Raw genomic sequence first — 20,957 nt, 5'->3', positions numbered from 1 at the left:
GCCAGGGTTTTTTATGGGACTGCTAATCAGCCGTTGAACACATCATCCACGCTTTTGAGCGGGTAGTTCTTCGGATACGGCAGGGTCGCCACGCCGGTCTCGATGGCAGCCTTGGCCACGGCATCGGAGATCAGGGTGATCAGGCGGGCATCCATTGGTTTCGGGATGATGTACTCACGACCGAATTCCAGCTTGATACCGCCGTAGGCGTCGCACACTTCCTGAGGCACCGGCAGCTTGGCCAGTTCACGCAGGGCGTTGGCCGCGGCCACTTTCATTTCTTCGTTGATGCGCTTGGCGCGAACGTCCAGGGCGCCACGAAAGATGAACGGGAAGCCCAGTACGTTGTTGACCTGGTTCGGGTAGTCCGAACGACCGGTGGCCATGATCACGTCGTCACGGGTGGCGTGCGCCAGCTCCGGGGCGATCTCTGGATCAGGGTTGGAGCAGGCGAACACGATCGGGTTGGCCGCCATGGACTTCAGGCCTTCAGCGCTCAGCAGGTTCGGGCCGGACAGGCCGACGAACACGTCTGCGCCTTGCAGGGCGTCTGCCAGGGTGCGCTTGTCGGTCGCGTGAGCGAAGACCGCCTTGTACTGGTTCAGGTCGTCACGGCCGGAGTGGATCACGCCGGTACGGTCAACCATGTAGATGTTTTCGATGTTAGCACCCATGCTCACCAGCAATTTCATGCAGGAGATGGCCGCAGCGCCTGCACCCAGGCAAACGATCTTGGCGTCTGGCAGGGTCTTGCCAGCGATTTCCAGGGCATTGATCATGCCGGCCGCGGTCACGATCGCGGTGCCGTGCTGGTCATCGTGGAACACCGGAATATCGCACTGCTCGATCAGAGCACGTTCGATCTCAAAGCACTCAGGGGCCTTGATGTCTTCCAGGTTGATGCCACCGAAGGTGATGGAGATGCGCTTGACGGTGTCGATGAAGGCTTGCGGGCTCTCGGAGTCGACTTCGATGTCGAACACGTCGATACCGGCGAAACGCTTGAACAGTACACCCTTGCCTTCCATGACGGGCTTGGAAGCCAATGGGCCAAGGTTACCCAGGCCGAGAATCGCGGTGCCATCGGAAATCACTGCAACCAGGTTGCCTTTACCGGTGTACCTGTAGGCCAGCTCAGGATCGCGGGCGATTTCGCGAACTGGTTCGGCTACGCCGGGGCTGTAGGCCAGCGACAGGTCGCGAGCGGTAGCGGTGGCCTTGGTGAGCTCGACACTCAGCTTCCCTGGACGAGGATGGGCATGATATTCGAGAGCGGCAGTTTTCAGATCAGACATGTGGGCATTCCGCTTTTTACTGTTGGACAGACTGGTCAGCGAGGATACGCGCCTCGCAAAGTCCCCACAAGACTGACCAGTCACCCCTGTCAAGCGCCCAGCCCTACGACTTTGGGCCAAGAGCCACGGAACACAAGGGCTCAACTGTTCACAATCGATTGAAAAAATGTCTACAATTATTTATCCAAGCCTGCCCGCCAATGACTGGACAGCACTGCAACAAGGGCCGCCGAGGCCCCGCGCCAAATCCCGGACATAAAAAAAGGCGTCCACCAGGGACGCCTTTTTCATCAATCTGCAAAAGCCGCAATGGCTTTCCAGGCTGATTGGCCTTAGGCCTTTTTCGCGCCGAAAGCACCGAAGCGATCTGCGAAGCGCTGTACACGGCCGCCAGTATCCAGAGTCTTCTGCTTACCGGTGTAGAACGGGTGGCACTCGTTGCATACGTCGATCGCCAGAGGCTTGGCCAGGTTCGAACGAGTTTCGAACTTGTTGCCACAGCTGCAGGTAACTGCGGTGATTTCGTATGTTGGATGGATATCGGCTTTCATGGTGATTCCTCAGGCTAGCGTGCCGCCACTCAACACCATTGTTGAATACCGCACGTAATTAGGCCGCGGATTCTACCAGACCTTCCAAATCACGCAAGCTGTCCCTGATGCCGACCGTCTGCTAGGCTCCGGCCCTTCTTCACCGCCCGCCCTATAGAGAATCCCCCGCGTGCCCGACGCCATCCTGCGCCTCGCCCTGCCTTCGCCCTTGCGCCGCCTGTTCGACTACCGCGCCCCGGCGGGCGTGCTGCGGGCGCAGTTGCACCCGGGGATGCGCCTGCGGGTACCGTTCGGCCGCCGCGAGATGATCGGCATCCTGGTGGAAGTCACCGACCACAGCGAAGTCCCGGCAGAAAAGCTCAAGCCGGCCCTGGCGCTGCTGGATGCCACGCCACCGCTGCCGGCGTCACTGTTCAAGCTGTGCCTGTGGACCTCCCAGTACTACCAGCACAGCCTCGGCGACACCTTGAGCTGGGCCTTGCCGGTCCTGCTGCGCCAGGGCGAACTGGCCGAGGCTCGCCAGGAACGCTTCTGGTCGATCAGCCCCGGCGCCAGGCTCGACGACCCGCGTATCGCCCGCGCCCCGCGCCAGCGCGAAGCCCTGGCAACCCTGGCCCAGCATCCCCACGGCGTGGCCCATCAGTTATTGAGCAAGCTGATGCTGAGCAAGGACAGCCTCGACCTGCTGCTGGCCAAAGATCTGGTGCAGGTGGAAATCCGCAAGCATGCCCCCGGCGAGCGTCACGAACACTGGCTGGCCCAGCCGGAACTGCCCTTGAATCCGGAGCAGCGCGCCGCCTACGAAGCCATCAGCGCCGGCCTGGACAGTTTCCATGCTTTCCTCCTGGCCGGCGTGACGGGCAGCGGCAAGACCGAAGTGTATTTGCAGTTGATCCGCAAAACCCTGGAGGCCGGCAAGCAGGCGCTGGTGCTGATCCCGGAAATCAACCTCGGGCCGCAGACCCTGGCGCGCTTCGAGCAACGGTTTAATGCGCGCATCGCCCTGGTGCACTCGGCCGTCAACGACCGCGAGCGCCTGGAGGCATGGCTGGCGGCCCGGGACGGCGATGCCGACATTATTATTGGCACCCGCTCGGCCCTGTTCACACCGATGAAGAACCCCGGCCTGATCATCATTGATGAGGAGCACGACGGCTCCTATAAACAGCAGGAAGGCTTGCGCTACCACGCCCGCGACCTGGCACTGGTACGGGCGCGCCAGGAAAATATCCCAATTGTGCTTGGCTCCGCGACGCCGTCCCTGGAAAGCCTGCACAACGCCTACACCGGCCGTTACGGCCTGCTGCGCCTGAACGAGCGCGCCGGCGGCGCAAAACAGCCACGATTCCTGCGCCTGGATGTGAAAAGCCGGCCACTGGACAGCGGTATTTCAGGGCCGATGCAACAAGCCATTGGCCAGACCCTCGCCGCCGGCCAGCAAGTGCTGGTGTTCCTCAATCGGCGGGGGTTTGCGCCGACGTTGCTGTGCCACGACTGTGGCTGGATGTCCGAATGCCAGCGCTGTGATGCGCGGATGACCGTGCACCAACGCTCGGGCGAGTTGCGCTGCCACCATTGCGGTTGTGTCGAACGCGTCCCGCGGCATTGCCCCAAGTGCGGCAAAGTCGATTTGCGTCCCGTGGGTGCCGGCACCGAACGCGCCGAGGAACGCCTGGGCATCCTGTTCCCCGACTATCCGGTGCTGCGGGTCGACCGCGACAGTACATCGCGCAAGGACGCGATGAACCAGCTGTTCACCACCATCCAGAAAGGCCAGCCGTGCATTCTGGTGGGCACCCAGATGCTCGCCAAGGGACACCACTTCCCCCGCGTCACCCTGGTGTCGATTCTCGATGCCGACGGCGGCCTGTTTTCCGGCGACTTCCGCGCCAGCGAGCGCATGGCCCAGTTGATCGTCCAGGTGGCCGGTCGCGCCGGGCGCGCCGAAGAGCCGGGCAAGGTGATTATCCAGACCCACCTGGCGGACCACCCGCTGCTGGTGCAACTGACCGAGCAGGGCTACTTCGCCTTTGCCGAACAGGCCCTGAGCGAACGCCGCGCTGCGGGCCTGCCGCCTTTTGCCCACCTGGCATTGCTGCGTGCCGAAGCCCACAAGCCCGGGCAGGCCGAAGGCTTCCTCGACGAGGCATGCAGCGAGGCAGAGCGCTTGCTGGCCGAACAGAACCTCAGCGGCATCGAGCTGCTGGGCCCGGTGCCCGCGCCGATGGAGCGCCGCGCCGGACGCTATCGCGCGCAACTGCTGCTGCAAGCCACGGCACGGGCACCCCTGCATCGGCTGTTAAGCAACTGGCTGCTGGTGCTGGAGCAGATGCCCAGCGCACGTGCGGTGCGCTGGTCGCTGGATGTTGACCCTGTCGACTTGTATTGAGCGCAAGATCGCCGATTTTTCACCACATATCCGTAACCGGCCTGCTAAGGTTGGCAAGCCCGACTTCGCAACGGATAATGTCCAGTTTTTCCACCTGCGCATTGACGCGCCGCCGCTTTGCGGTTGAAAGAGAAGACCATGAAAGACACCATTCGCCAGTTGATCCAGCAAGCCCTCACCCAACTCGTTACCGACGGTGTGTTGCCTGAAGGCCTGACGCCGGCGATTCAGGTGGAGAACTCCCGTGACAAGACTCACGGCGACTTCGCCAGCAACATCGCAATGATGCTGGCCAAGCCGGCCGGCATGAAGCCCCGTGACCTGGCGGAAAAAATCATCGCCGCCCTGCCGGCCGACGAAAACGTCACCAAGGCAGAAATCGCCGGCCCGGGTTTCCTCAATTTCTTCCAGAACACTCAGGCCCTGGCATCGCGCCTGGACGCAGCCCTGGCCGACGCTCAGGTGGGCGTGCGCAAGGCCGGTCCCGTGCAGCGCACCGTGGTTGACCTGTCGGCTCCGAACCTGGCGAAAGAGATGCACGTCGGCCACTTGCGCTCGACCATCATCGGCGACGGCGTGGCTCGCGTGCTGGAGTTCCTCGGCGACACCGTGATCCGCCAGAACCACGTGGGTGACTGGGGCACCCAGTTCGGCATGCTGATGGCCTACCTGCAGGAAAACCCCATCACCAGCGACGAACTGTCGGACCTGGAGAACTTCTACCGCGCCGCCAAGCAACGCTTCGACGAGTCCGAAGCGTTCGCCGACCGCGCCCGTGGCCTGGTGGTCAAGCTGCAAGCCGGCGACCCGGAATGCCTGGCCCTGTGGACCAAGTTCAAGGACATCTCGCTGTCGCACTGCCAGAAGATCTACGAACAACTGAACGTCAAGCTGACCATGGCCGACGTCATGGGCGAAAGCGCCTACAACGACGACCTGATCAACGTGGTCAACGACCTCAAGGCCAAGGGCATGCTGGTCGAGAGTAACGGCGCCCAGTGCGTGTTCCTCGACGAATTCAAGAATGCCGATGGCGACCCGCTGCCGGTGATCATCGTCAAGGCCGATGGCGGCTACCTGTACGCCACCACTGACCTGGCCGCCGTGCGCTATCGCAGCGGCGTGCTCAAGGCTGACCGTGCCCTGTACTTCGTCGACCAGCGCCAGGCCCTGCACTTCCAGCAAGTATTCGCCGTGGCACGCATGGCGGGCTTCGTGACCCATCCGATGGAAATGGAACACATGGGCTTCGGCACCATGAACGGCGCTGACGGCCGTCCGTTCAAGACCCGTGATGGCGGCACCGTGAAGCTGATCGACCTGCTCAACGAAGCCAAAGACCGCGCCTACACGCTGGTCAAGGAAAAGAACCCGGAACTGGCCGAAGCCGACCTGCGCAACATCGCCAGGGTGGTGGGCATTGGCGCGGTGAAGTACGCCGACCTGTCGAAACACCGCACCAGCGACTACAGCTTCAACTTCGACCTGATGCTCAACTTCGAGGGCAACACCGCCCCCTACCTGCTGTACGCCTACACCCGTGTGGCCGGCGTATTCCGCAAACTGGGCAAGGATTTCAGCGAAGTCGAAGGCCAGATCGTGCTTGAGGCCGCGCACGAACACGAACTGGCGGCCAAGCTGGCGCAGTTCGGCGAAGTGCTGAACAACGTGGCCGAGAAAGGCACCCCGCACATTCTTTGCACCTACCTGTACGACGTTGCCGGGCTGTTCTCCAGCTTCTACGAGAACTGCCCGATCCTCAGCGCCGAAACCCCGGCACAGATGCAGAGCCGCTTGCGCCTCGCCGCGCTGACCGGTCGCACCCTCAAGCAAGGCCTGGAACTCTTGGGCCTGGAAACTCTGGAGCGTATGTAAGTTGGCTGCCAAGAAAAAACCTGCACCCAAGCGTGGCGCCAGCCGTTACCAAGCTCCTGCAAAACAGCCGATTCCGGGCTGGCTATGGATGGCCATCGGCCTGACCGTGGGCGCCTTCATCGTGTTCCTGATGAAGCTGGAGCCAGGCAAGGGCGATGACGTCAAGCGGGTCAAGCAGGAAGAACAGAAAGCCACGCGCATGGCCGAGGCCAACAAGACCCCGCCGAGCCCACAGCAACCGGTGAAGCCGAAGTACGACTTCTACACCTTGCTGCCGGAATCGGAAGTGATTGTACCGCCGGATGCCGTGCCTGAAAAAACCCTGCCAACACCGCAGACCGCGCCTGTGGCACCGGTTACGCCGGCAGAAGCGGCGAAGATCGACACCGCGCGTGCCCAGGCAGCCCTGAGCGGCCTGACCCCGCCGCCTGCGCCACCGGTGGCCAAAGCGGCCCCGGTGACCAAGTTCTTCCTGCAGGCCGGTTCGTTCCGCAAGGAAGCCGACGCCGACAAGGTCCGTGCGCAGATCATCCTGCTCGGCCAGGCGGTTTCGGTCGAGTCCGGCACGGTCAAGGACGAAACCTGGTACCGGGTGCTGGTCGGCCCGTTCAGCAACCGCGAACAACTGACCACCGCCCAGAAACAACTGGCGGGCAGCGGCTTCAGCAACCTGTTGTTACAACAACGCCAGAGTCGCTGATCCTCCAAAGGTAGCTGAGCAGGGCCACCGCTTCCTCGTTCATCGTCGGAGCGCCGCCCGGACCAAGCCCGCTCCCACAGGGTTAGCGTATATCCTGTGGGAGCGGGCCGGGCGGCGCTCCGCTTGCTCGCGATCGCATCCTGATAAACACCACCCCCCTCATCTGGCTCGCACCACCCGTCCCCTCTTCCACCCCGCAGTTGAAAAATGCGCCACCACCCCCATATGAGGTTGCATAAGGCATTTTCGCCCCGCTGCGTGGAGACTCTTCCCTTGACCACCATCGTTTCAGTTCGCCGCCACGGCAAAGTCGTCATGGGCGGCGACGGCCAGGTTTCCCTGGGCAACACCGTGATGAAAGGCAACGCGAAAAAAGTTCGTCGCCTGTACCACGGCCAGGTCATCGCCGGTTTCGCTGGCGCCACCGCCGACGCCTTTACCCTCTTCGAACGTTTTGAAGGCCAACTGGAAAAACATCAGGGCCACTTGGTCCGTGCCGCGGTCGAACTCGCCAAAGAATGGCGTACCGACCGTTCCCTGAGCCGCCTTGAAGCAATGCTCGCGGTGGCCAACAAAGACGCCTCACTGATCATCACCGGCAACGGCGATGTGGTTGAACCCGAGAACGGCCTGATCGCCATGGGTTCGGGCGGTGGTTATGCCCAGGCGGCGGCCAGTGCCCTGCTGAAAAAAACCGACCTGTCGGCCCGGGAAATCGTCGAAACCGCCCTCGGCATCGCCGGCGACATCTGTGTCTTCACCAACCACACCCAGACCATTGAGGAGCAGGACTGCGCCGAGTAAGCGTGTGTGGCTGCGCGCCACCGCTGACTCTTGCCTGAGGTCCGCCAATTATTATGTCCATGACTCCCCGTGAAATCGTCCACGAACTCAACCGCCATATCATCGGCCAGGACGACGCCAAGCGCGCCGTCGCCATCGCCCTGCGTAACCGCTGGCGCCGGATGCAACTGCCCGAAGAGCTGCGCGTCGAAGTCACCCCCAAGAACATCCTGATGATCGGCCCGACCGGTGTCGGTAAAACCGAAATCGCCCGTCGCCTGGCCAAGCTCGCCAACGCGCCGTTCATCAAGGTCGAAGCGACCAAGTTCACCGAAGTCGGCTACGTTGGCCGCGACGTCGAGTCGATCATTCGTGATCTGGCCGATGCCGCCATCAAGCTGCTGCGCGAACAGGAAATGATCAAGGTCCGTCACCGCGCCGAAGACGCCGCCGAAGAGCGCATCCTCGATGCCCTGCTGCCACCGGCGCGCACCGGCTTCAACAACGAAGAAGCCCCGGTCCAGGACTCCAACACCCGCCAGCTGTTCCGCAAGCGCCTGCGCGAAGGCCAGTTGGATGACAAAGAGATCGAAATCGAAGTCGCCGAAGCGTCGGGCGTCGATATCTCCGCGCCACCGGGCATGGAAGAAATGACCAACCAGTTGCAGAGCCTGTTCGCCAACATGGGCAAGGGCAAGCGCAAGAACCGCAAGCTCAAGGTCAAGGAAGCGCTCAAGCTGGTCCGCGACGAGGAAGCCGGTCGCCTGGTCAATGACGAGGAACTCAAGGCCAAGGCCCTGGAAGCGGTCGAGCAGCACGGCATCGTGTTCATCGACGAAATCGACAAGGTCGCCAAGCGCGGCAATGCCGGTGGCGTCGACGTGTCCCGCGAAGGCGTACAGCGCGACTTGCTGCCGCTGATCGAGGGTTGCACGGTCAACACCAAGCTGGGCATGGTCAAGACCGACCACATCCTGTTCATTGCCTCGGGTGCGTTCCACCTGAGCAAGCCGAGCGACCTGGTGCCTGAACTGCAAGGCCGCCTGCCAATCCGCGTTGAACTCAAGGCCCTGTCGCCGGAAGATTTCGAGCGCATCCTCAGCGAGCCGCATGCATCCCTGACCGAGCAGTATTGCGCCCTGCTGAAAACCGAAGGCCTGGCCATCGAGTTCCAGCCGGACGGCATCAAGCGCCTGGCCGAGATCGCCTGGCAGGTCAACGAGAAGACCGAGAACATCGGTGCCCGTCGCCTGCACACCCTGCTTGAGCGCCTGCTCGAAGAGGTATCGTTCAGTGCCGGCGACCTGGCCAGCGCCCACAACGACCAGCCGATCCGCATCGACGCCGACTACGTCAACAGCCACCTCGGTGAATTGGCGCAGAACGAAGACCTGTCCCGTTATATCCTGTAGGTCACTTCTACTGTGATAGAGGACCTGTGGGAGCGAGCCTGCTCGCGATGAGGCCATAACGTTCAACCTTGACGTTGAATGGTACGCCGCCATCGCGAGCAGGCTCGCTCCCACAAGGGCCCTCGCAATGACGGACGAGCAGCCCCATGACCACCCCACTTCCCACCGACATCAAACTGCACAAAGCCTCGAAAACCCTGTCGCTCAAATACGCGTCCGGCGAGGAGTATCAACTGAGTGCCGAATTCCTTCGGGTGCACTCCCCCTCCGCCGAGGTCCAGGGCCACGGCAAACCCATCCTGCAATTTGGCAAGATCGGCGTAGGCCTGAGTAAGGTCGAACCGGCCGGCCAATACGCACTGAAGCTGACCTTCGACGACGGCCACGACAGCGGCCTCTTCACCTGGGACTACCTCTACCAGTTGGCACAGCGCCAGGATGACCTCTGGACGGATTATCTTGGTGAGCTCAAAGCCGCCGGAAAATCCCGCGATCCCAGTGAGTCCGTAGTCAAGCTGATGCTCTAGGCCGGGGCTTACGCTCATTAGAAGGCATTTTCTAATTTCATCTGCTTGAATGCTCCCGCCCAGGACTCTCCATTGGCCCGCTTGCGAAAAAAATTAAACTCGGGTAACCAATGGAGCTGGCAAGTTCTGTGCAGCGCTCCCTGATGTAAAAAGTCAGCGATGTGCAATTAACGGTCAACCGAGCAGTAGTACCTGGCATTGGCTGTGTGACTACACGGCAAGACTCAGGTACTCGTCTCAGGACAATGGAGCGTCGTAGATGAGTAACAAGAATAACGATGACCTGAAACGCCAAGCCTCGGAAAACACCTTGGGGCTCAATCCTGTCATCGGCTTACGCCGCAAAGATCTGCTTACCTCTGCCCGTATGGTGCTGACCCAGGCCATCAAACAACCCATTCACAGCGTCAAGCACGTGGCCCATTTCGGCCTCGAGCTCAAGAATGTGATGTTCGGCAAATCCGAGTTGCAACCCGAAGGCGATGACCGTCGCTTCAACGATCCCGCCTGGAGCCAGAACCCGCTCTACAAACGTTACCTGCAAACCTATCTGGCCTGGCGCAAGGAACTCCACGACTGGATCGGCGACAGCAACCTGTCGGAGCAGGACATCAACCGCGGGCACTTCGTGATCAACCTGATGACCGAAGCCATGGCCCCGACCAACAGCGCGGCCAACCCCGCTGCCGTCAAACGCTTCTTCGAGACGGGTGGCAAGAGCCTGCTTGACGGCCTCTCCCACCTGGCCAAGGACCTGGTACACAACGGCGGCATGCCGAGCCAGGTCAACATGGGCGCCTTCGAAGTCGGCAAGAGCCTGGGCACCACCGAAGGTGCGGTGATTTTCCGCAACGACGTGCTGGAGCTGATCCAGTACCGACCCATCACCGAGCAGGTGCACGAGCGCCCGCTGCTGGTAGTACCGCCACAGATCAACAAATTCTACGTATTCGACCTGAGCCCGGAAAAAAGCCTGGCGCGCTTCTGCCTGCGCAACAACCTGCAGACCTTCATCGTCAGCTGGCGCAACCCGACCAAGGCGCAGCGCGAATGGGGCCTGTCGACCTACATCGAGGCGCTCAAGGAAGCGGTCGACGTGGTCACCGCGATCACCGGAAGCAAAGACATCAACATGCTGGGTGCCTGCTCCGGCGGCATCACCTGCACCGCCCTGCTCGGCCACTACGCGGCGATCGGCGAGAAGAAGGTCAATGCCCTGACCCTGCTGGTCAGCGTCCTGGACACCACCCTCGACTCCCAGGTGGCCCTATTCGTCGACGAGCAGACCCTGGAGTCCGCCAAGCGCCACTCCTACCAGGCCGGCGTGCTTGAGGGCCGGGACATGGCGAAAGTCTTCGCCTGGATGCGCCCCAACGACCTGATCTGGAACTACTGGGTCAACAACTACCTGCTGGGCAACGAGCCGCCGATCTTCGACATTCTGTTCTGGAACAACGACACCACCCGCCTGCCGGCCGCGTTCCACGGCGACCTGATCGAAATGTTCAAAAGCAACCCACTGATCCGCCCCAATGCACTGGAAGTGTGCGGCACGCCCATCGACCTCAAGCAGGTCACGGCCGATGTCTATTCCCTGGCCGGCACCAACGACCACATCACCCCGTGGAAGTCCTGCTACAAGTCGGCCCAGCTGTTTGGTGGCAAGGTCGAGTTCGTGCTGTCCAGCAGCGGCCATATCCAGAGCATCCTGAACCCGCCGGGCAACCCGAAATCGCGCTACATGACCAGCACCGAGACGACGTCGACCGCGGATCAGTGGCAAGAAAACTCCACCAAGCACACCGACTCCTGGTGGCTGCACTGGCAGGCCTGGCAGGCCGAGCGCGCGGGCAAACTGAAAAAAGCCCCGACCGCGCTCGGCAACAAGACCTTTGCCGCGGGTGAAGCAGCACCAGGGACCTACGTACACGAACGATAACTGAAACACCTCGCCCCACTGTAGGAGCGGGCTTGCCCGCGATGACGGCAGCCGCCTCAGCCAATGTGCTGACGGATCCACCGCTATCGCGGGCCAGCCCGCTCCCACAGAGTGCCGAGGATGAATTTGAGAACGTGACCCACAGGGCTAGAAGCATGCCGCAACCGTTCATCTTTCGTACCGTCGACCTGGATGGCCAGACCCTCCGCACCGCGGTACGCCCCGGCAAGCCTCACTTGACGCCCCTGCTGATTTTCAACGGCATCGGCGCCAACCTGGAGCTGGTGTTTCCGTTCATCCAGGCTCTGGACCCGGACCTGGAAGTGATTGCTTTCGACGTGCCTGGTGTCGGTGGCTCATCGACGCCGCGCCGTCCGTATCGTTTTCCCGGGCTGGCCAAGTTGACCGCTCGAATGCTCGACTACCTCGACTACGGCCAGGTCAATGTGATCGGTGTGTCCTGGGGCGGCGCCCTGGCGCAGCAGTTCGCCCATGACTACCCCGAGCGCTGCAAGAAGCTGGTGTTGGCGGCCACGGCGGCCGGCGCGGTGATGGTGCCGGGCAAACCTAAAGTGCTGTGGATGATGGCCAGCCCCAGGCGCTATATCCAGCCGTCCCATGTGATTCGCATTGCGCCGATGATCTACGGTGGCTCGTTCCGCCGTGATCCGAACCTGGCCGCCGATCACGCCAGCAAAGTCCGCTCGGCCGGCAAACTGGGGTACTACTGGCAGCTCTTCGCAGGCCTGGGCTGGACCAGCATCCACTGGCTGCACAAGATTCGCCAGCCAACCCTGGTGCTGGCCGGCGACGACGACCCGCTCATCCCGCTGGTCAATATGCGCCTGCTCGCCTGGCGTATTCCCAATGCCCAGCTACACATAATCGACGACGGTCATTTATTCCTGATCACCCGGGCCGAGGCCGTCGCCCCGATCATCATGAAGTTTCTCCAGGAAGAACGGCAGCGGGCGGTGATGCACCCGCACCCGGCGCCCTATGGCGGCACGTGAGGTGCGCTGGCGGGAATGAGGGACTTGTTCACGGCTTGACGAAGGAGTGTTGACTCATGCGAGACAAACCAGCGCCGGGCACCTTGCCCACAGCCGCTGCATTCATCAACGCCCAGAGTGCGATCACCGGTCTGCGCGGCCGGGATCTGCTCTCGACCTTGCGCAACGTCGCGGCGCACGGCTTGCGCCATCCGGTCCATAGCGCCCGGCACGCACTGGCGCTGGGCGGGCAATTGGGCCGCGTGCTGCTGGGCGAGACCCTGCACCAACCCAATGCCGCCGACACTCGTTTTGCCGACCCCAGCTGGACCCTCAATCCGTTTTACCGACGCAGCCTGCAGGCCTACCTGAGCTGGCAAAAACAGGTCAAACGCTGGATCGACGAAAGCGGCATGCCCGACGACGATCGCGCCCGCGCACACTTTGCCTTTACCCTGCTCAACGATGCGGTGTCGCCCTCCAACACCCTGCTCAACCCATTGGCGATCAAGGAACTGTTCAACTCCGGCGGCCACAGCCTGGTCCGCGGCCTGAGCCATCTGTTCGATGACCTGATGCACAACAACGGGTTACCCAGCCAGATCACCAAGCACGCCTTCGAGGTCGGCAAGACCGTTGCCACCACCTCTGGCGCGGTGGTGTTTCGCAATGACCTGCTGGAACTGATGCAATACAAGCCCATGAGCGAAAAGCAGTACGCCAAGCCGTTGCTGGTGGTGCCGCCGCAGATCAACAAGTACTACATCTTTGACTTGAGCCCCAACAACAGCTTCGTCCAGTTCGCCCTGAAAAACGGCCTGCAGGTGTTCATGATCAGTTGGCGCAACCCGGATGTGCGCCACCGCGAATGGGGCCTGTCCAGCTACGTCGAGGCCGTGGAAGAAGCCATGAACGTGTGCCGGGCCATCACCGGCAGCCGCGAGGTCAACCTGATGGGTGCCTGTGCCGGCGGCCTGACCATCGCGGCGCTACAGGGCCACCTGCAAGCCAAGCGGCAGCTGCGGCGCATCTCCAGCGCCACGTACCTGGTCAGCCTGCTCGACAGTCAACTGGACAGCCCCGCCACCCTGTTTGCCGACGAGCAGACCCTGGAAGCGGCCAAGCGACGCTCCTACCAACAGGGTGTGCTCGAAGGCCGCGACATGGCCAAGGTGTTTGCCTGGATGCGCCCCAACGACCTGATCTGGAACTACTGGGTCAACAACTACCTGCTGGGCAAGGAGCCGCCGGCGTTCGACATCCTCTACTGGAACAACGACAACACCCGCCTGCCGGCCGCCTTTCACGGTGACCTGCTGGACTTCTTCAAGCACAACCCGCTGACCCATCCGGGCGGCCTCGAGGTGTGCGGCACGCCGATCGACCTGCAGAAGGTCAACGTCGACAGCTTCAGCGTGGCCGGGATCAACGATCACATCACGCCATGGGATGCGGTGTACCGCTCGACGCTCCTGCTCGGCGGCAACCGCCGCTTCGTGCTGTCCAACAGCGGTCACGTGCAGAGCATCCTCAACCCACCAGGCAACCCCAAGGCCAACTACGTCGAAAGTGCAAAACTGACCAGCGACCCAAGGGCCTGGTATTACGACGCCAGCCATGTCGACGGCAGCTGGTGGACCCAGTGGCTTGCCTGGATCCAGGAGCGCTCCGGCGCCCAACGGGAAACCCTGATGGCCCTGGGCAATCAGCACTACCCCCCCATGGAGGCGGCACCCGGCACCTACGTGCGGGTGCGCTGATTTTTCTCGGCGCCACGGTCGGGAAACAGGCCGTGGCACTCAAGGCTCGACAACTAAGAAGACTGGATGAAAACCCGCGACCGGATTCTCGAATGTGCCCTGTTGTTGTTCAACCAGAAGGGCGAACCCAATGTCTCGACCATGGAAGTTGCCAACGAAATGGGGATCAGCCCCGGCAACCTCTACTACCACTTCCACGGCAAGGAGCCGTTGATCCTGGGGTTGTTCGAACGTTTCCAGAGCGAACTGACGCCGCTGCTCGACCCGCCGTCGGACGCCCGGCTGGCACCGGAAGATTACTGGCTGTTCCTGCACCTGATTATCGAGCGCCTGGCGCACTACCGCTTCCTGTTCCAGGACCTGTCGAACCTGGCCGGACGCCTGCCGAAACTGGCCAAGGGCATCCGCAACCTGCTCAATGCCATCAAGCGCACCCTGGCCTCGCTGCTGGCCCGGCTCAAGGCCGAAGGCCAACTGGTCAGCGACACCCAGGCCCTGGGGCAACTGGTCGAACAGATCACCATGACCCTGCTGTTCTCCCTGGACTACCAACGCATTCTCGATCGCGAGGGTGAAGTTCGGGTGGTGGTCTACCAGATCATGATGCTGGTCGCCCCTCACCTGCTGCCGCCGGCCAAGCTCGCCACCGAGCGCCTGGCGCTGCAATACCTCGAAGGCCAGGCGTAAGGGTCGAATGCCGATTGACGCAAACAAAAACGCCCGACCTTCGCAGGCCGGGCGTTTTTATCTGTCCCGGGAATATCAGGACTGACTGGTTGGCGCCGAAGGTGCTGGCGTGGCAGTCGGGGTAGCGGCAGGTGCTGGTGCGGCGGCGGAGTTCGCCGGGCTGACCGCGGCAGGCGCAGTGGCTGGTTTGGCAGCGGCCACTGGTGCTTTCGGCGCGGCGGCTTTGGGGGCCGCGGGCTTCTTGGCGACCGGCTTTTTCGCGGCCGCCGGCTTGGCGGCAGGTTTCGCTGCTGCAGTTTTCACCGCAGGTTTGGCGGCTTTGGCGGCAACCGGTTTAGCGGCAGGCTTGGCCGCTGCGGTTTTGGCGGCAGGCTTGGCAGCCGGTTTAGCGGCGGCCTTGGCCAGTGGCTTGGCGGCTGCCGGTTTGGCCGCTGCGGTTTTGGCCGCGACAGGGGCAACCTTGGCGCCGGTGAGTTTTTCGATTTGCTTGGTCAGGGTATCGACCTTGCTGTGCAGGGCTTTCACTTCGTTGCGGCTCGGCACACCGAGGCGCGAAATGGCACTGTTCAGGCGCTTGTCGAAAGCACCTTCCAACTCGTCCCATTTGCCCAGCGCGCGATCCTTGACCCCACTGATGCGCGACTTGGCCGAAGAAGCGGTGTCCTTGGCGGCGTCGACTTTTTTACCGACAGCGCTCTTGGTGAGCTTCTCGGCCTTCTCGCCATCCTTGACCAGTGCATCGAAGAGTTTGCTACCGTCAGTGTCGATCTTCGAGTACACGCCTAAACCAGCAAGCCAGATTTTGCGGGAGTAGTCTTCGACCTTCCCGATCCACGAGCTGCCTTCTTTTTCAGTATTCTTTTTACCAGCCATCCCGTTCTCCTTAATGTTTACGCGCGACACGTTCGAGCAATGCCGTTAGCTCATCGAGCTTAGCAGAGAGTGTCTCAACGTCATGTTTAGACGCAATGCCGACACGATTCAAGGCACTGGCGACACGCGTATCAAAAGCCTTCTCGACTTTATCGAGCTGCACTTCAACGCGGTCCTTGAGACTGACGACATCACCCTTGACGTTATCAATCTGAGTGTTGGCCGCTTCAAGTTGTTCCGTAACAACTTTTTTGCCTTTCTTTTCAACAGATTGACCAGCTTTGATCAACTCTTGAACGTACTCGCTGCCTTCCTGACCGACCTTGGCATAGGCACCCAGGCCTGCCAGCCAGATCTTGCGGGCATAAGATTTCACTTCATTCACCGGGGCAGGTTGAACGTCAGTTTTTTTCTTCAAAGTAACTTTGGCCATGGTGCACCTCACGCGCAGAAGGTTTGAGGAACTGCCCGCAAAAGAGTCGGGCTCAGGCACACGGTAGGGAGAAAAATTAGAAACGGCACCCTAAGAACCGACACAATCCTGTGGGAGTGAGGCTGCTCGCGATGGCAGCATGTGAGGCGCATCGACATTGGATGGACCGCCCCCACAGTGATTGCATGCACAATCAGACCAGGGCTTTTTCCAGGGCCTTTTCGATTTCCGCCTTGATCGTCCCGCTCATCGCCGACATCAGCAGGCCGAGCTCGACATCGACCCGGATCGAATCCTCGCCCACATGCACCGCGCCCTTGACCCCCGAGCGCTTGAGATTGAGGGTGTCGCCCGACCACTTGGGCTCCAGGCCATACTGCGCAGCCAGCTTCTCGGCCAGTTTGTCGGCCTTCTCGCGCGCCGCTTCCTTACCCAGGCCGTGGGCACGTTCAACACTAATACGGGCCATTGATTGACTCCTGATTGATCGGGACTTGCTCAAGACATCTTGACCCCAACTGCGTCAAAAGGTCCCGGCGGTTGCCTATCTTACCTTCAGCCTTGCCAAGACAAAGCAGGCCCTGGGGATTAGAATGTCGCGCATTCTCTTTTGGTGACGGCGATATGACTGATCAGCGCAAAGGCAGCGATGCCGAACCCACCACACACTTCGGCTTCAAAAACGTTCCGGAAAGCCAGAAAGCGGAAAAAGTCGCTGAGGTGTTCCACTCGGTAGCCGCCAAGTACGACTTGATGAACGACGTGCTGTCCGGCGGCATGCACCGCCTGTGGAAGCGTTTCACCATCGAACTGTCGGGTGTGCGCGCAGGCAATCGAGTCCTGGACATCGCCGGTGGTACCGGTGACCTGGCCGCCAAGTTCTCCCATCTGGTCGGCCCGACCGGCCAGGTCGTGCTGGCCGACATCAATGAATCCATGCTCAAGGTCGGTCGAGACCGTCTGCTGGACAAAGGCGTGGCCGGCAACATCGAGTTCGTCCAGGCCGACGCGGAAAAGCTGCCGTTCCCGGACAACCACTTCGATTGCGTGACCATCGCCTTCGGCCTGCGCAACGTCACCCACAAGGAAGACGCCCTGCGCTCGATGCTGCGTGTGCTCAAGCCCGGCGGTCGCCTGCTGGTGCTGGAGTTCTCCAAGCCGACCAACGCCCTGATGTCCAAGGTCTACGACGCCTACTCGTTCGCCTTCATGCCGATGGTCGGCAAGCTGATCCTCAATGACCCGGAAAGCTATCGCTACCTGGCCGAGTCGATCCGCATGCACCCGAACCAGGAAACCCTGAAGTCGATGATGGTCGAGGCCGGTTTCGACCGAGTGACCTACCACAACATGACCTCAGGCATCGTCGCCCTGCACCGCGGCATCAAGCCCTGATGTTGCTCGCCGGCCTGCTCGCCAGCGTCGAACTCGGCCTGAACCGGGTACTGCGGCTCGACAGCACGGCGCTGCCGCGCCTGGCCCATTTGAACGGCAAGGTGATTGCCGTCGAGTGCCGCAGCCCGGCGTTGCAGCTGTTCATCCTGCCCAGCGATGAAGGCCTGATGCTGGCGTCCCATTGGGAAGCCGAAGCCGACTGCACCTTGCGCGCACCGGCAGCCAGCCTGCTCAAGCTGGCCATCCGCAAGGACAAGACCGCGGTGTTGCACAGCCCGCAAGTCGAACTGGACGGCGACAGCGGCGTGCTGCTGGAGCTGGCGGGCGTGCTGCAGGACCTGGAGCTGGACTGGGAGTATGAAATCTCGCGCTGGCTGGGCCCGGTGGCCACGCAACTGCTCGGCGGCCACCTGCGCAGTCGCGCGCGCTGGTATCAACAGGGTTTCACCAGCCTGAACCAGAACCTGGCCGAATACCTCGCCGAAGAGTCGCGTACTCTGGTCGGGCAACGCGAAGCCGAAGCGCGGTTCAGTGAACTGGACCAGATCAAACTCAATCTGGAACGTCTTGAGGCGCGCTTGGAGCGTCTTTCCCGATCCCTCGACTCAAGCGATAACGCATGAAGCTGCTCGCCGTCCGCCGTTTGTTGCGCATCCAGCGCGTCGTGATCCGCTACCGCCTCGATGACCTGCTGTTCGCCCTGCCATTGCCCTGGTTTCTCCTGGCACTGCGGTATGCCCTGCCGTGGCGCTGGTTCCCGCGCAAGACCCTGGAACTGAGCCGGGGCGCGCGCCTGCGCCTGGCCTTGCAGGACCTGGGGCCGATCTTCATCAAGTTCGGGCAGATCCTGTCCACCCGGCGCGACCTGCTGCCCGAGGACATCGCCGATGAGCTGATGCTGCTGCAGGACCGCGTACCGCCCTTTGACTCGCAACTGGCCGTCAAGCTGATCGAAGAGCAACTGGGGAAGAAGATCAGCGAGGTGTTCAGCCGCTTCGACATCGAGCCCCTGGCCTCGGCCTCGGTGGCCCAGGTGCACGCCGCACAACTGAAAAGCGGCGAAGAGGTGGTAGTCAAGGTCATTCGCCCAGGCCTCAAGCCGATCATCGCGCAGGACCTGGCCTGGCTGTTCATCCTCGCCCGCACCGCGGAAAAACTCTCCGCCGATGCGCGCCTGCTGCACCCGGTGGACGTGGTCCAGGACTACGAAAAAACCATCTACGACGAGCTCGACCTGCTGCGTGAAGCGGCCAACGCCAGCCAGCTCAAGCGCAACTTCGACGGCTCGCCCCTGCTGTACGTGCCCCAGGTCTACTGGGACTGGTGCCGGCCAAAAGTGCTGGTGATGGAGCGTATCTACGGGATCCAGGTCACCGACCTGGAGACCCTGGCCGACCAGCGCACCGACATGAAAATGCTCGCCGAGCGCGGCGTGGAGATCTTCTTCACCCAGGTGTTCCGTGACAGTTTCTTCCACGCCGACATGCACCCGGGCAACATCTTCGTCAGCACGGTCAACCCGTGGAGCCCGCAGTACATTGCCATCGACTGCGGCATCGTCGGCAGCCTGACCCCGGAAGACCAGGACTACCTGGCGCGCAACCTGTTCGCCTTCTTCAAGCGCGACTACCGGCGTGTCGCCCAATTGCACATCGATTCGGGCTGGGTGCCGGCGGAAACCAAACTCAACGAATTCGAAGCGGCGATCCGCACGGTATGCGAACCGATCTTCGAAAAACCGTTAAAAGATATTTCCTTCGGCCAGGTACTGATGCGCCTGTTCCAGACGGCCCGGCGCTTCAACATGGAAGTCCAGCCGCAGTTGGTCCTGCTGCAAAAGACCCTGCTCAACATCGAAGGCCTGGGTCGCCAGCTGTACCCGGACCTGGACCTGTGGAACACCGCCCAGCCGTTCCTCGAACGCTGGATGCGCGAGCGCGTCAGCCCGAAAACCCTGCTGGGCAACCTGCACAACCAGGTCGAGCAACTGCCGCACCTGGCCAACATGACCCGCGACCTGCTCGAACGCATGACCCAACCCCACGCCGCCAACCCGCCCGTGGCCTGGCATCGGCGCTCGGACGACTGGTTCCTGCGCCTGCTCGGCGCTGCGCACCTGGCCGGCGGTGCGACCCTGCTGGCCGGTGGTCCGCTGAACGAACTGGGTCACTGGCCGGGCGCAATTATGCTCGCGGTGGGTTTGTATCTGGTCGTTCGCCGATAGCCAGCCGGGTTGTCGGCTGGCACACTGTTTCAAATCGCCCAGGCCCAGCGCAGATGCTGGGCCCGGCTGTCGGAGTCGAAGATGAAAAACTGGCTGGACGAGATCAAATGGGACAGTGACGGCCTGGTGCCGGCGATCGCCCAGGACCACAAGACCGGGCGCGTACTGATGATGGCCTGGATGAACCGCGAAGCCCTGGCGCTGAGCGCTGCCGAGAACCGCGCCATCTACTGGTCACGCTCGCGTGGCAAGCTATGGCGCAAGGGCGAAGAGTCCGGGCACGTGCAAACCCTGCATGAGATGCGCCTGGACTGCGACGCCGACGTGATCATCCTGATGGTCGAGCAGATCGGCGACATCGCCTGTCATACCGGGCGCCAGAGCTGTTTCTACCGCGTCTTTGAAAACGGCGACTGGAAAACCGTCGACCCGGTGCTCAAGGACCCGCACGCCATTTACTGCGCAGGACACAGCCATGAGTGACACCCTGACCCGCCTGGCCCAGGTGCTGGAAGAACGTAAAGGCGCCGCCGCCGACAGTTCCTATGTCGCCAGTCTTTACCACAAGGGCCTGAACAAGATCCTGGAGAAAGTCGGCGAGGAGTCGGTCGAGACCATCATCGCCGCCAAAGACGCCGCCGTCAGCGGAGATTGCAGCGATGTCATCTACGAAACCGCCGACCTGTGGTTCCATAGCATGGTCATGCTGGCCCAGTTAGGGCAGCATCCGCAGGCGGTACTCGATGAACTGGACCGCCGCTTCGGCCTGTCCGGGCACGTCGAGAAAGCCTCGCGTCCATCCAACTGAATAACGATTAGAGAGGAGCAGCAAGATGGGCATTTTTGACTGGAAACATTGGGTCGTCATCCTGGTGGTGGTAGTGCTGGTGTTCGGTACCAAAAAACTGAAAAACCTCGGCACCGACGTCGGCGAGTCGATCAAGGGCTTTCGCAAGGCCATGAACGACGACGAAAAGCCGGCCGAACCGGTGGTTCCACCGACCGCACAGCCTGCGCCGCCGGTGCAGCCACAGGCATCGACCCTGAACGAGCCGCACACCATCGACGTGCAGGCCCAGAAAGTCGAAGAGCCGACCCGCAAAGACTCGTGAGCACAGACTA

20 protein-coding genes and 1 pseudogene are annotated in these 20,957 nt (G+C 61.8%); 16 read left to right on the top strand and 5 right to left on the bottom strand.

All coding sequences use genetic code 11. The features are described 5' to 3' along the window. Positions 1 to 26 precede the first annotated feature (26 nt). Complete coding sequence (locus tag AACY45_RS08220) at positions 27 to 1,295, bottom strand: malic enzyme-like NAD(P)-binding protein (RefSeq protein WP_339544975.1); 1,269 nt, start codon at positions 1,293 to 1,295, stop codon at positions 27 to 29. A gap of 332 nt (positions 1,296 to 1,627) precedes the next feature. Further along, entirely contained in the window at positions 1,628 to 1,846 is a 219-nt protein-coding gene (gene rpmE / locus AACY45_RS08215) for a 50S ribosomal protein L31 (RefSeq protein WP_095167258.1), read from the bottom strand. Positions 1,847 to 2,015: 169 nt separating this feature from the next. Between rpmE and AACY45_RS08210 the strand changes: the two genes are divergently transcribed. The 10 genes from AACY45_RS08210 (at position 2,016) to AACY45_RS08165 (ending at position 14,910) form a co-directional block, all read left to right on the top strand. Further along, the gene (locus AACY45_RS08210; RefSeq protein WP_339544974.1) at positions 2,016 to 4,235 is read left to right on the top strand and encodes a primosomal protein N'; all 2,220 of its coding nucleotides are present in this window, start codon (positions 2,016 to 2,018) and stop codon (positions 4,233 to 4,235) included. Between the two features lie 138 nt (positions 4,236 to 4,373). Continuing rightward, entirely contained in the window at positions 4,374 to 6,110 is a 1,737-nt protein-coding gene (gene argS / locus AACY45_RS08205; RefSeq protein ID WP_339544973.1) for an arginine--tRNA ligase, read from the top strand. A gap of 1 nt (position 6,111) precedes the next feature. After that, positions 6,112 to 6,810: an SPOR domain-containing protein gene (locus tag AACY45_RS08200; protein ID WP_166592071.1), complete on the top strand. Its 699-nt coding sequence runs from the start codon at positions 6,112 to 6,114 to the stop codon at positions 6,808 to 6,810. Positions 6,811 to 7,083: 273 nt separating this feature from the next. Next, positions 7,084 to 7,614 carry an ATP-dependent protease subunit HslV gene (gene hslV, locus AACY45_RS08195; protein ID WP_093425160.1) on the top strand — a complete coding sequence of 177 codons (531 nt, stop codon included), beginning with the start codon at positions 7,084 to 7,086 and terminating at the stop codon, positions 7,612 to 7,614. A gap of 53 nt (positions 7,615 to 7,667) precedes the next feature. Next, positions 7,668 to 9,005 carry an ATP-dependent protease ATPase subunit HslU gene (gene hslU, locus AACY45_RS08190; RefSeq protein ID WP_339544972.1) on the top strand — a complete coding sequence of 446 codons (1,338 nt, stop codon included), beginning with the start codon at positions 7,668 to 7,670 and terminating at the stop codon, positions 9,003 to 9,005. A gap of 146 nt (positions 9,006 to 9,151) precedes the next feature. After that, complete coding sequence (locus tag AACY45_RS08185; protein WP_339544971.1) at positions 9,152 to 9,532, top strand: DUF971 domain-containing protein; 381 nt, start codon at positions 9,152 to 9,154, stop codon at positions 9,530 to 9,532. Between the two features lie 259 nt (positions 9,533 to 9,791). Continuing rightward, positions 9,792 to 11,471 carry a class II poly(R)-hydroxyalkanoic acid synthase gene (gene phaC, locus AACY45_RS08180; protein ID WP_339544970.1) on the top strand — a complete coding sequence of 560 codons (1,680 nt, stop codon included), beginning with the start codon at positions 9,792 to 9,794 and terminating at the stop codon, positions 11,469 to 11,471. 155 nt (positions 11,472 to 11,626) lie between these two features. Then, the gene (gene phaZ, locus AACY45_RS08175) at positions 11,627 to 12,484 is read left to right on the top strand and encodes a poly(3-hydroxyalkanoate) depolymerase (RefSeq protein WP_339544969.1); all 858 of its coding nucleotides are present in this window, start codon (positions 11,627 to 11,629) and stop codon (positions 12,482 to 12,484) included. A 56-nt stretch (positions 12,485 to 12,540) separates the two neighbouring features. Then, entirely contained in the window at positions 12,541 to 14,223 is a 1,683-nt protein-coding gene (gene phaC / locus AACY45_RS08170; protein WP_339544968.1) for a class II poly(R)-hydroxyalkanoic acid synthase, read from the top strand. A 66-nt stretch (positions 14,224 to 14,289) separates the two neighbouring features. Then, the gene (locus tag AACY45_RS08165) at positions 14,290 to 14,910 is read left to right on the top strand and encodes a TetR/AcrR family transcriptional regulator (RefSeq protein WP_095167277.1); all 621 of its coding nucleotides are present in this window, start codon (positions 14,290 to 14,292) and stop codon (positions 14,908 to 14,910) included. 102 nt (positions 14,911 to 15,012) lie between these two features. Here the strand turns inward: AACY45_RS08165 and AACY45_RS08160 are convergent. The 3 genes and pseudogenes from AACY45_RS08160 to AACY45_RS08150 form a co-directional block, all read right to left on the bottom strand. Then, a pseudogene (locus AACY45_RS08160) lies at positions 15,013 to 15,783 on the bottom strand (phasin family protein); the annotation flags it as partial. Positions 15,784 to 15,793: 10 nt separating this feature from the next. Continuing rightward, on the bottom strand, positions 15,794 to 16,216 hold the full coding sequence (locus tag AACY45_RS08155) for a phasin family protein (protein WP_095167281.1): 423 nt from the start codon (positions 16,214 to 16,216) through the stop codon (positions 15,794 to 15,796). A 193-nt stretch (positions 16,217 to 16,409) separates the two neighbouring features. Next, on the bottom strand, positions 16,410 to 16,685 hold the full coding sequence (locus tag AACY45_RS08150; RefSeq protein WP_339544966.1) for a polyhydroxyalkanoic acid system family protein: 276 nt from the start codon (positions 16,683 to 16,685) through the stop codon (positions 16,410 to 16,412). Positions 16,686 to 16,840: 155 nt separating this feature from the next. Between AACY45_RS08150 and ubiE the strand changes: the two genes are divergently transcribed. The 6 genes from ubiE (at position 16,841) to AACY45_RS08120 (ending at position 20,947) form a co-directional block, all read left to right on the top strand. Then, complete coding sequence (ubiE, locus tag AACY45_RS08145) at positions 16,841 to 17,611, top strand: bifunctional demethylmenaquinone methyltransferase/2-methoxy-6-polyprenyl-1,4-benzoquinol methylase UbiE (RefSeq protein WP_027617408.1); 771 nt, start codon at positions 16,841 to 16,843, stop codon at positions 17,609 to 17,611. After that, a complete protein-coding gene (locus tag AACY45_RS08140; RefSeq protein WP_339544965.1) occupies positions 17,611 to 18,234 on the top strand; it encodes a ubiquinone biosynthesis accessory factor UbiJ in 624 nt (207 codons plus the stop codon). The genes ubiE and AACY45_RS08140 overlap by 1 nt, the downstream gene beginning before the upstream one ends. Continuing rightward, the gene (gene ubiB, locus AACY45_RS08135; protein WP_339544964.1) at positions 18,231 to 19,835 is read left to right on the top strand and encodes a ubiquinone biosynthesis regulatory protein kinase UbiB; all 1,605 of its coding nucleotides are present in this window, start codon (positions 18,231 to 18,233) and stop codon (positions 19,833 to 19,835) included. Before AACY45_RS08140 ends, ubiB begins: the two co-directional genes overlap by 4 nt. Before the next feature lie 81 nt (positions 19,836 to 19,916). Next, positions 19,917 to 20,318: a phosphoribosyl-AMP cyclohydrolase gene (hisI, locus tag AACY45_RS08130; protein WP_339544963.1), complete on the top strand. Its 402-nt coding sequence runs from the start codon at positions 19,917 to 19,919 to the stop codon at positions 20,316 to 20,318. Next, positions 20,311 to 20,643 carry a phosphoribosyl-ATP diphosphatase gene (locus AACY45_RS08125; RefSeq protein ID WP_339544962.1) on the top strand — a complete coding sequence of 111 codons (333 nt, stop codon included), beginning with the start codon at positions 20,311 to 20,313 and terminating at the stop codon, positions 20,641 to 20,643. The genes hisI and AACY45_RS08125 overlap by 8 nt, the downstream gene beginning before the upstream one ends. 25 nt (positions 20,644 to 20,668) lie before the next feature. After that, positions 20,669 to 20,947 carry a twin-arginine translocase TatA/TatE family subunit gene (locus AACY45_RS08120; protein WP_095167295.1) on the top strand — a complete coding sequence of 93 codons (279 nt, stop codon included), beginning with the start codon at positions 20,669 to 20,671 and terminating at the stop codon, positions 20,945 to 20,947. Positions 20,948 to 20,957: the final 10 nt, after the last annotated feature.

Source organism: Pseudomonas sp. RA_35y_Pfl2_P32 (genome assembly GCF_963970735.1).
Taxonomy (GTDB): Bacteria; Pseudomonadota; Gammaproteobacteria; order Pseudomonadales; family Pseudomonadaceae; genus Aquipseudomonas.
This window is presented reverse-complemented; position numbering and strand designations above follow the sequence as displayed.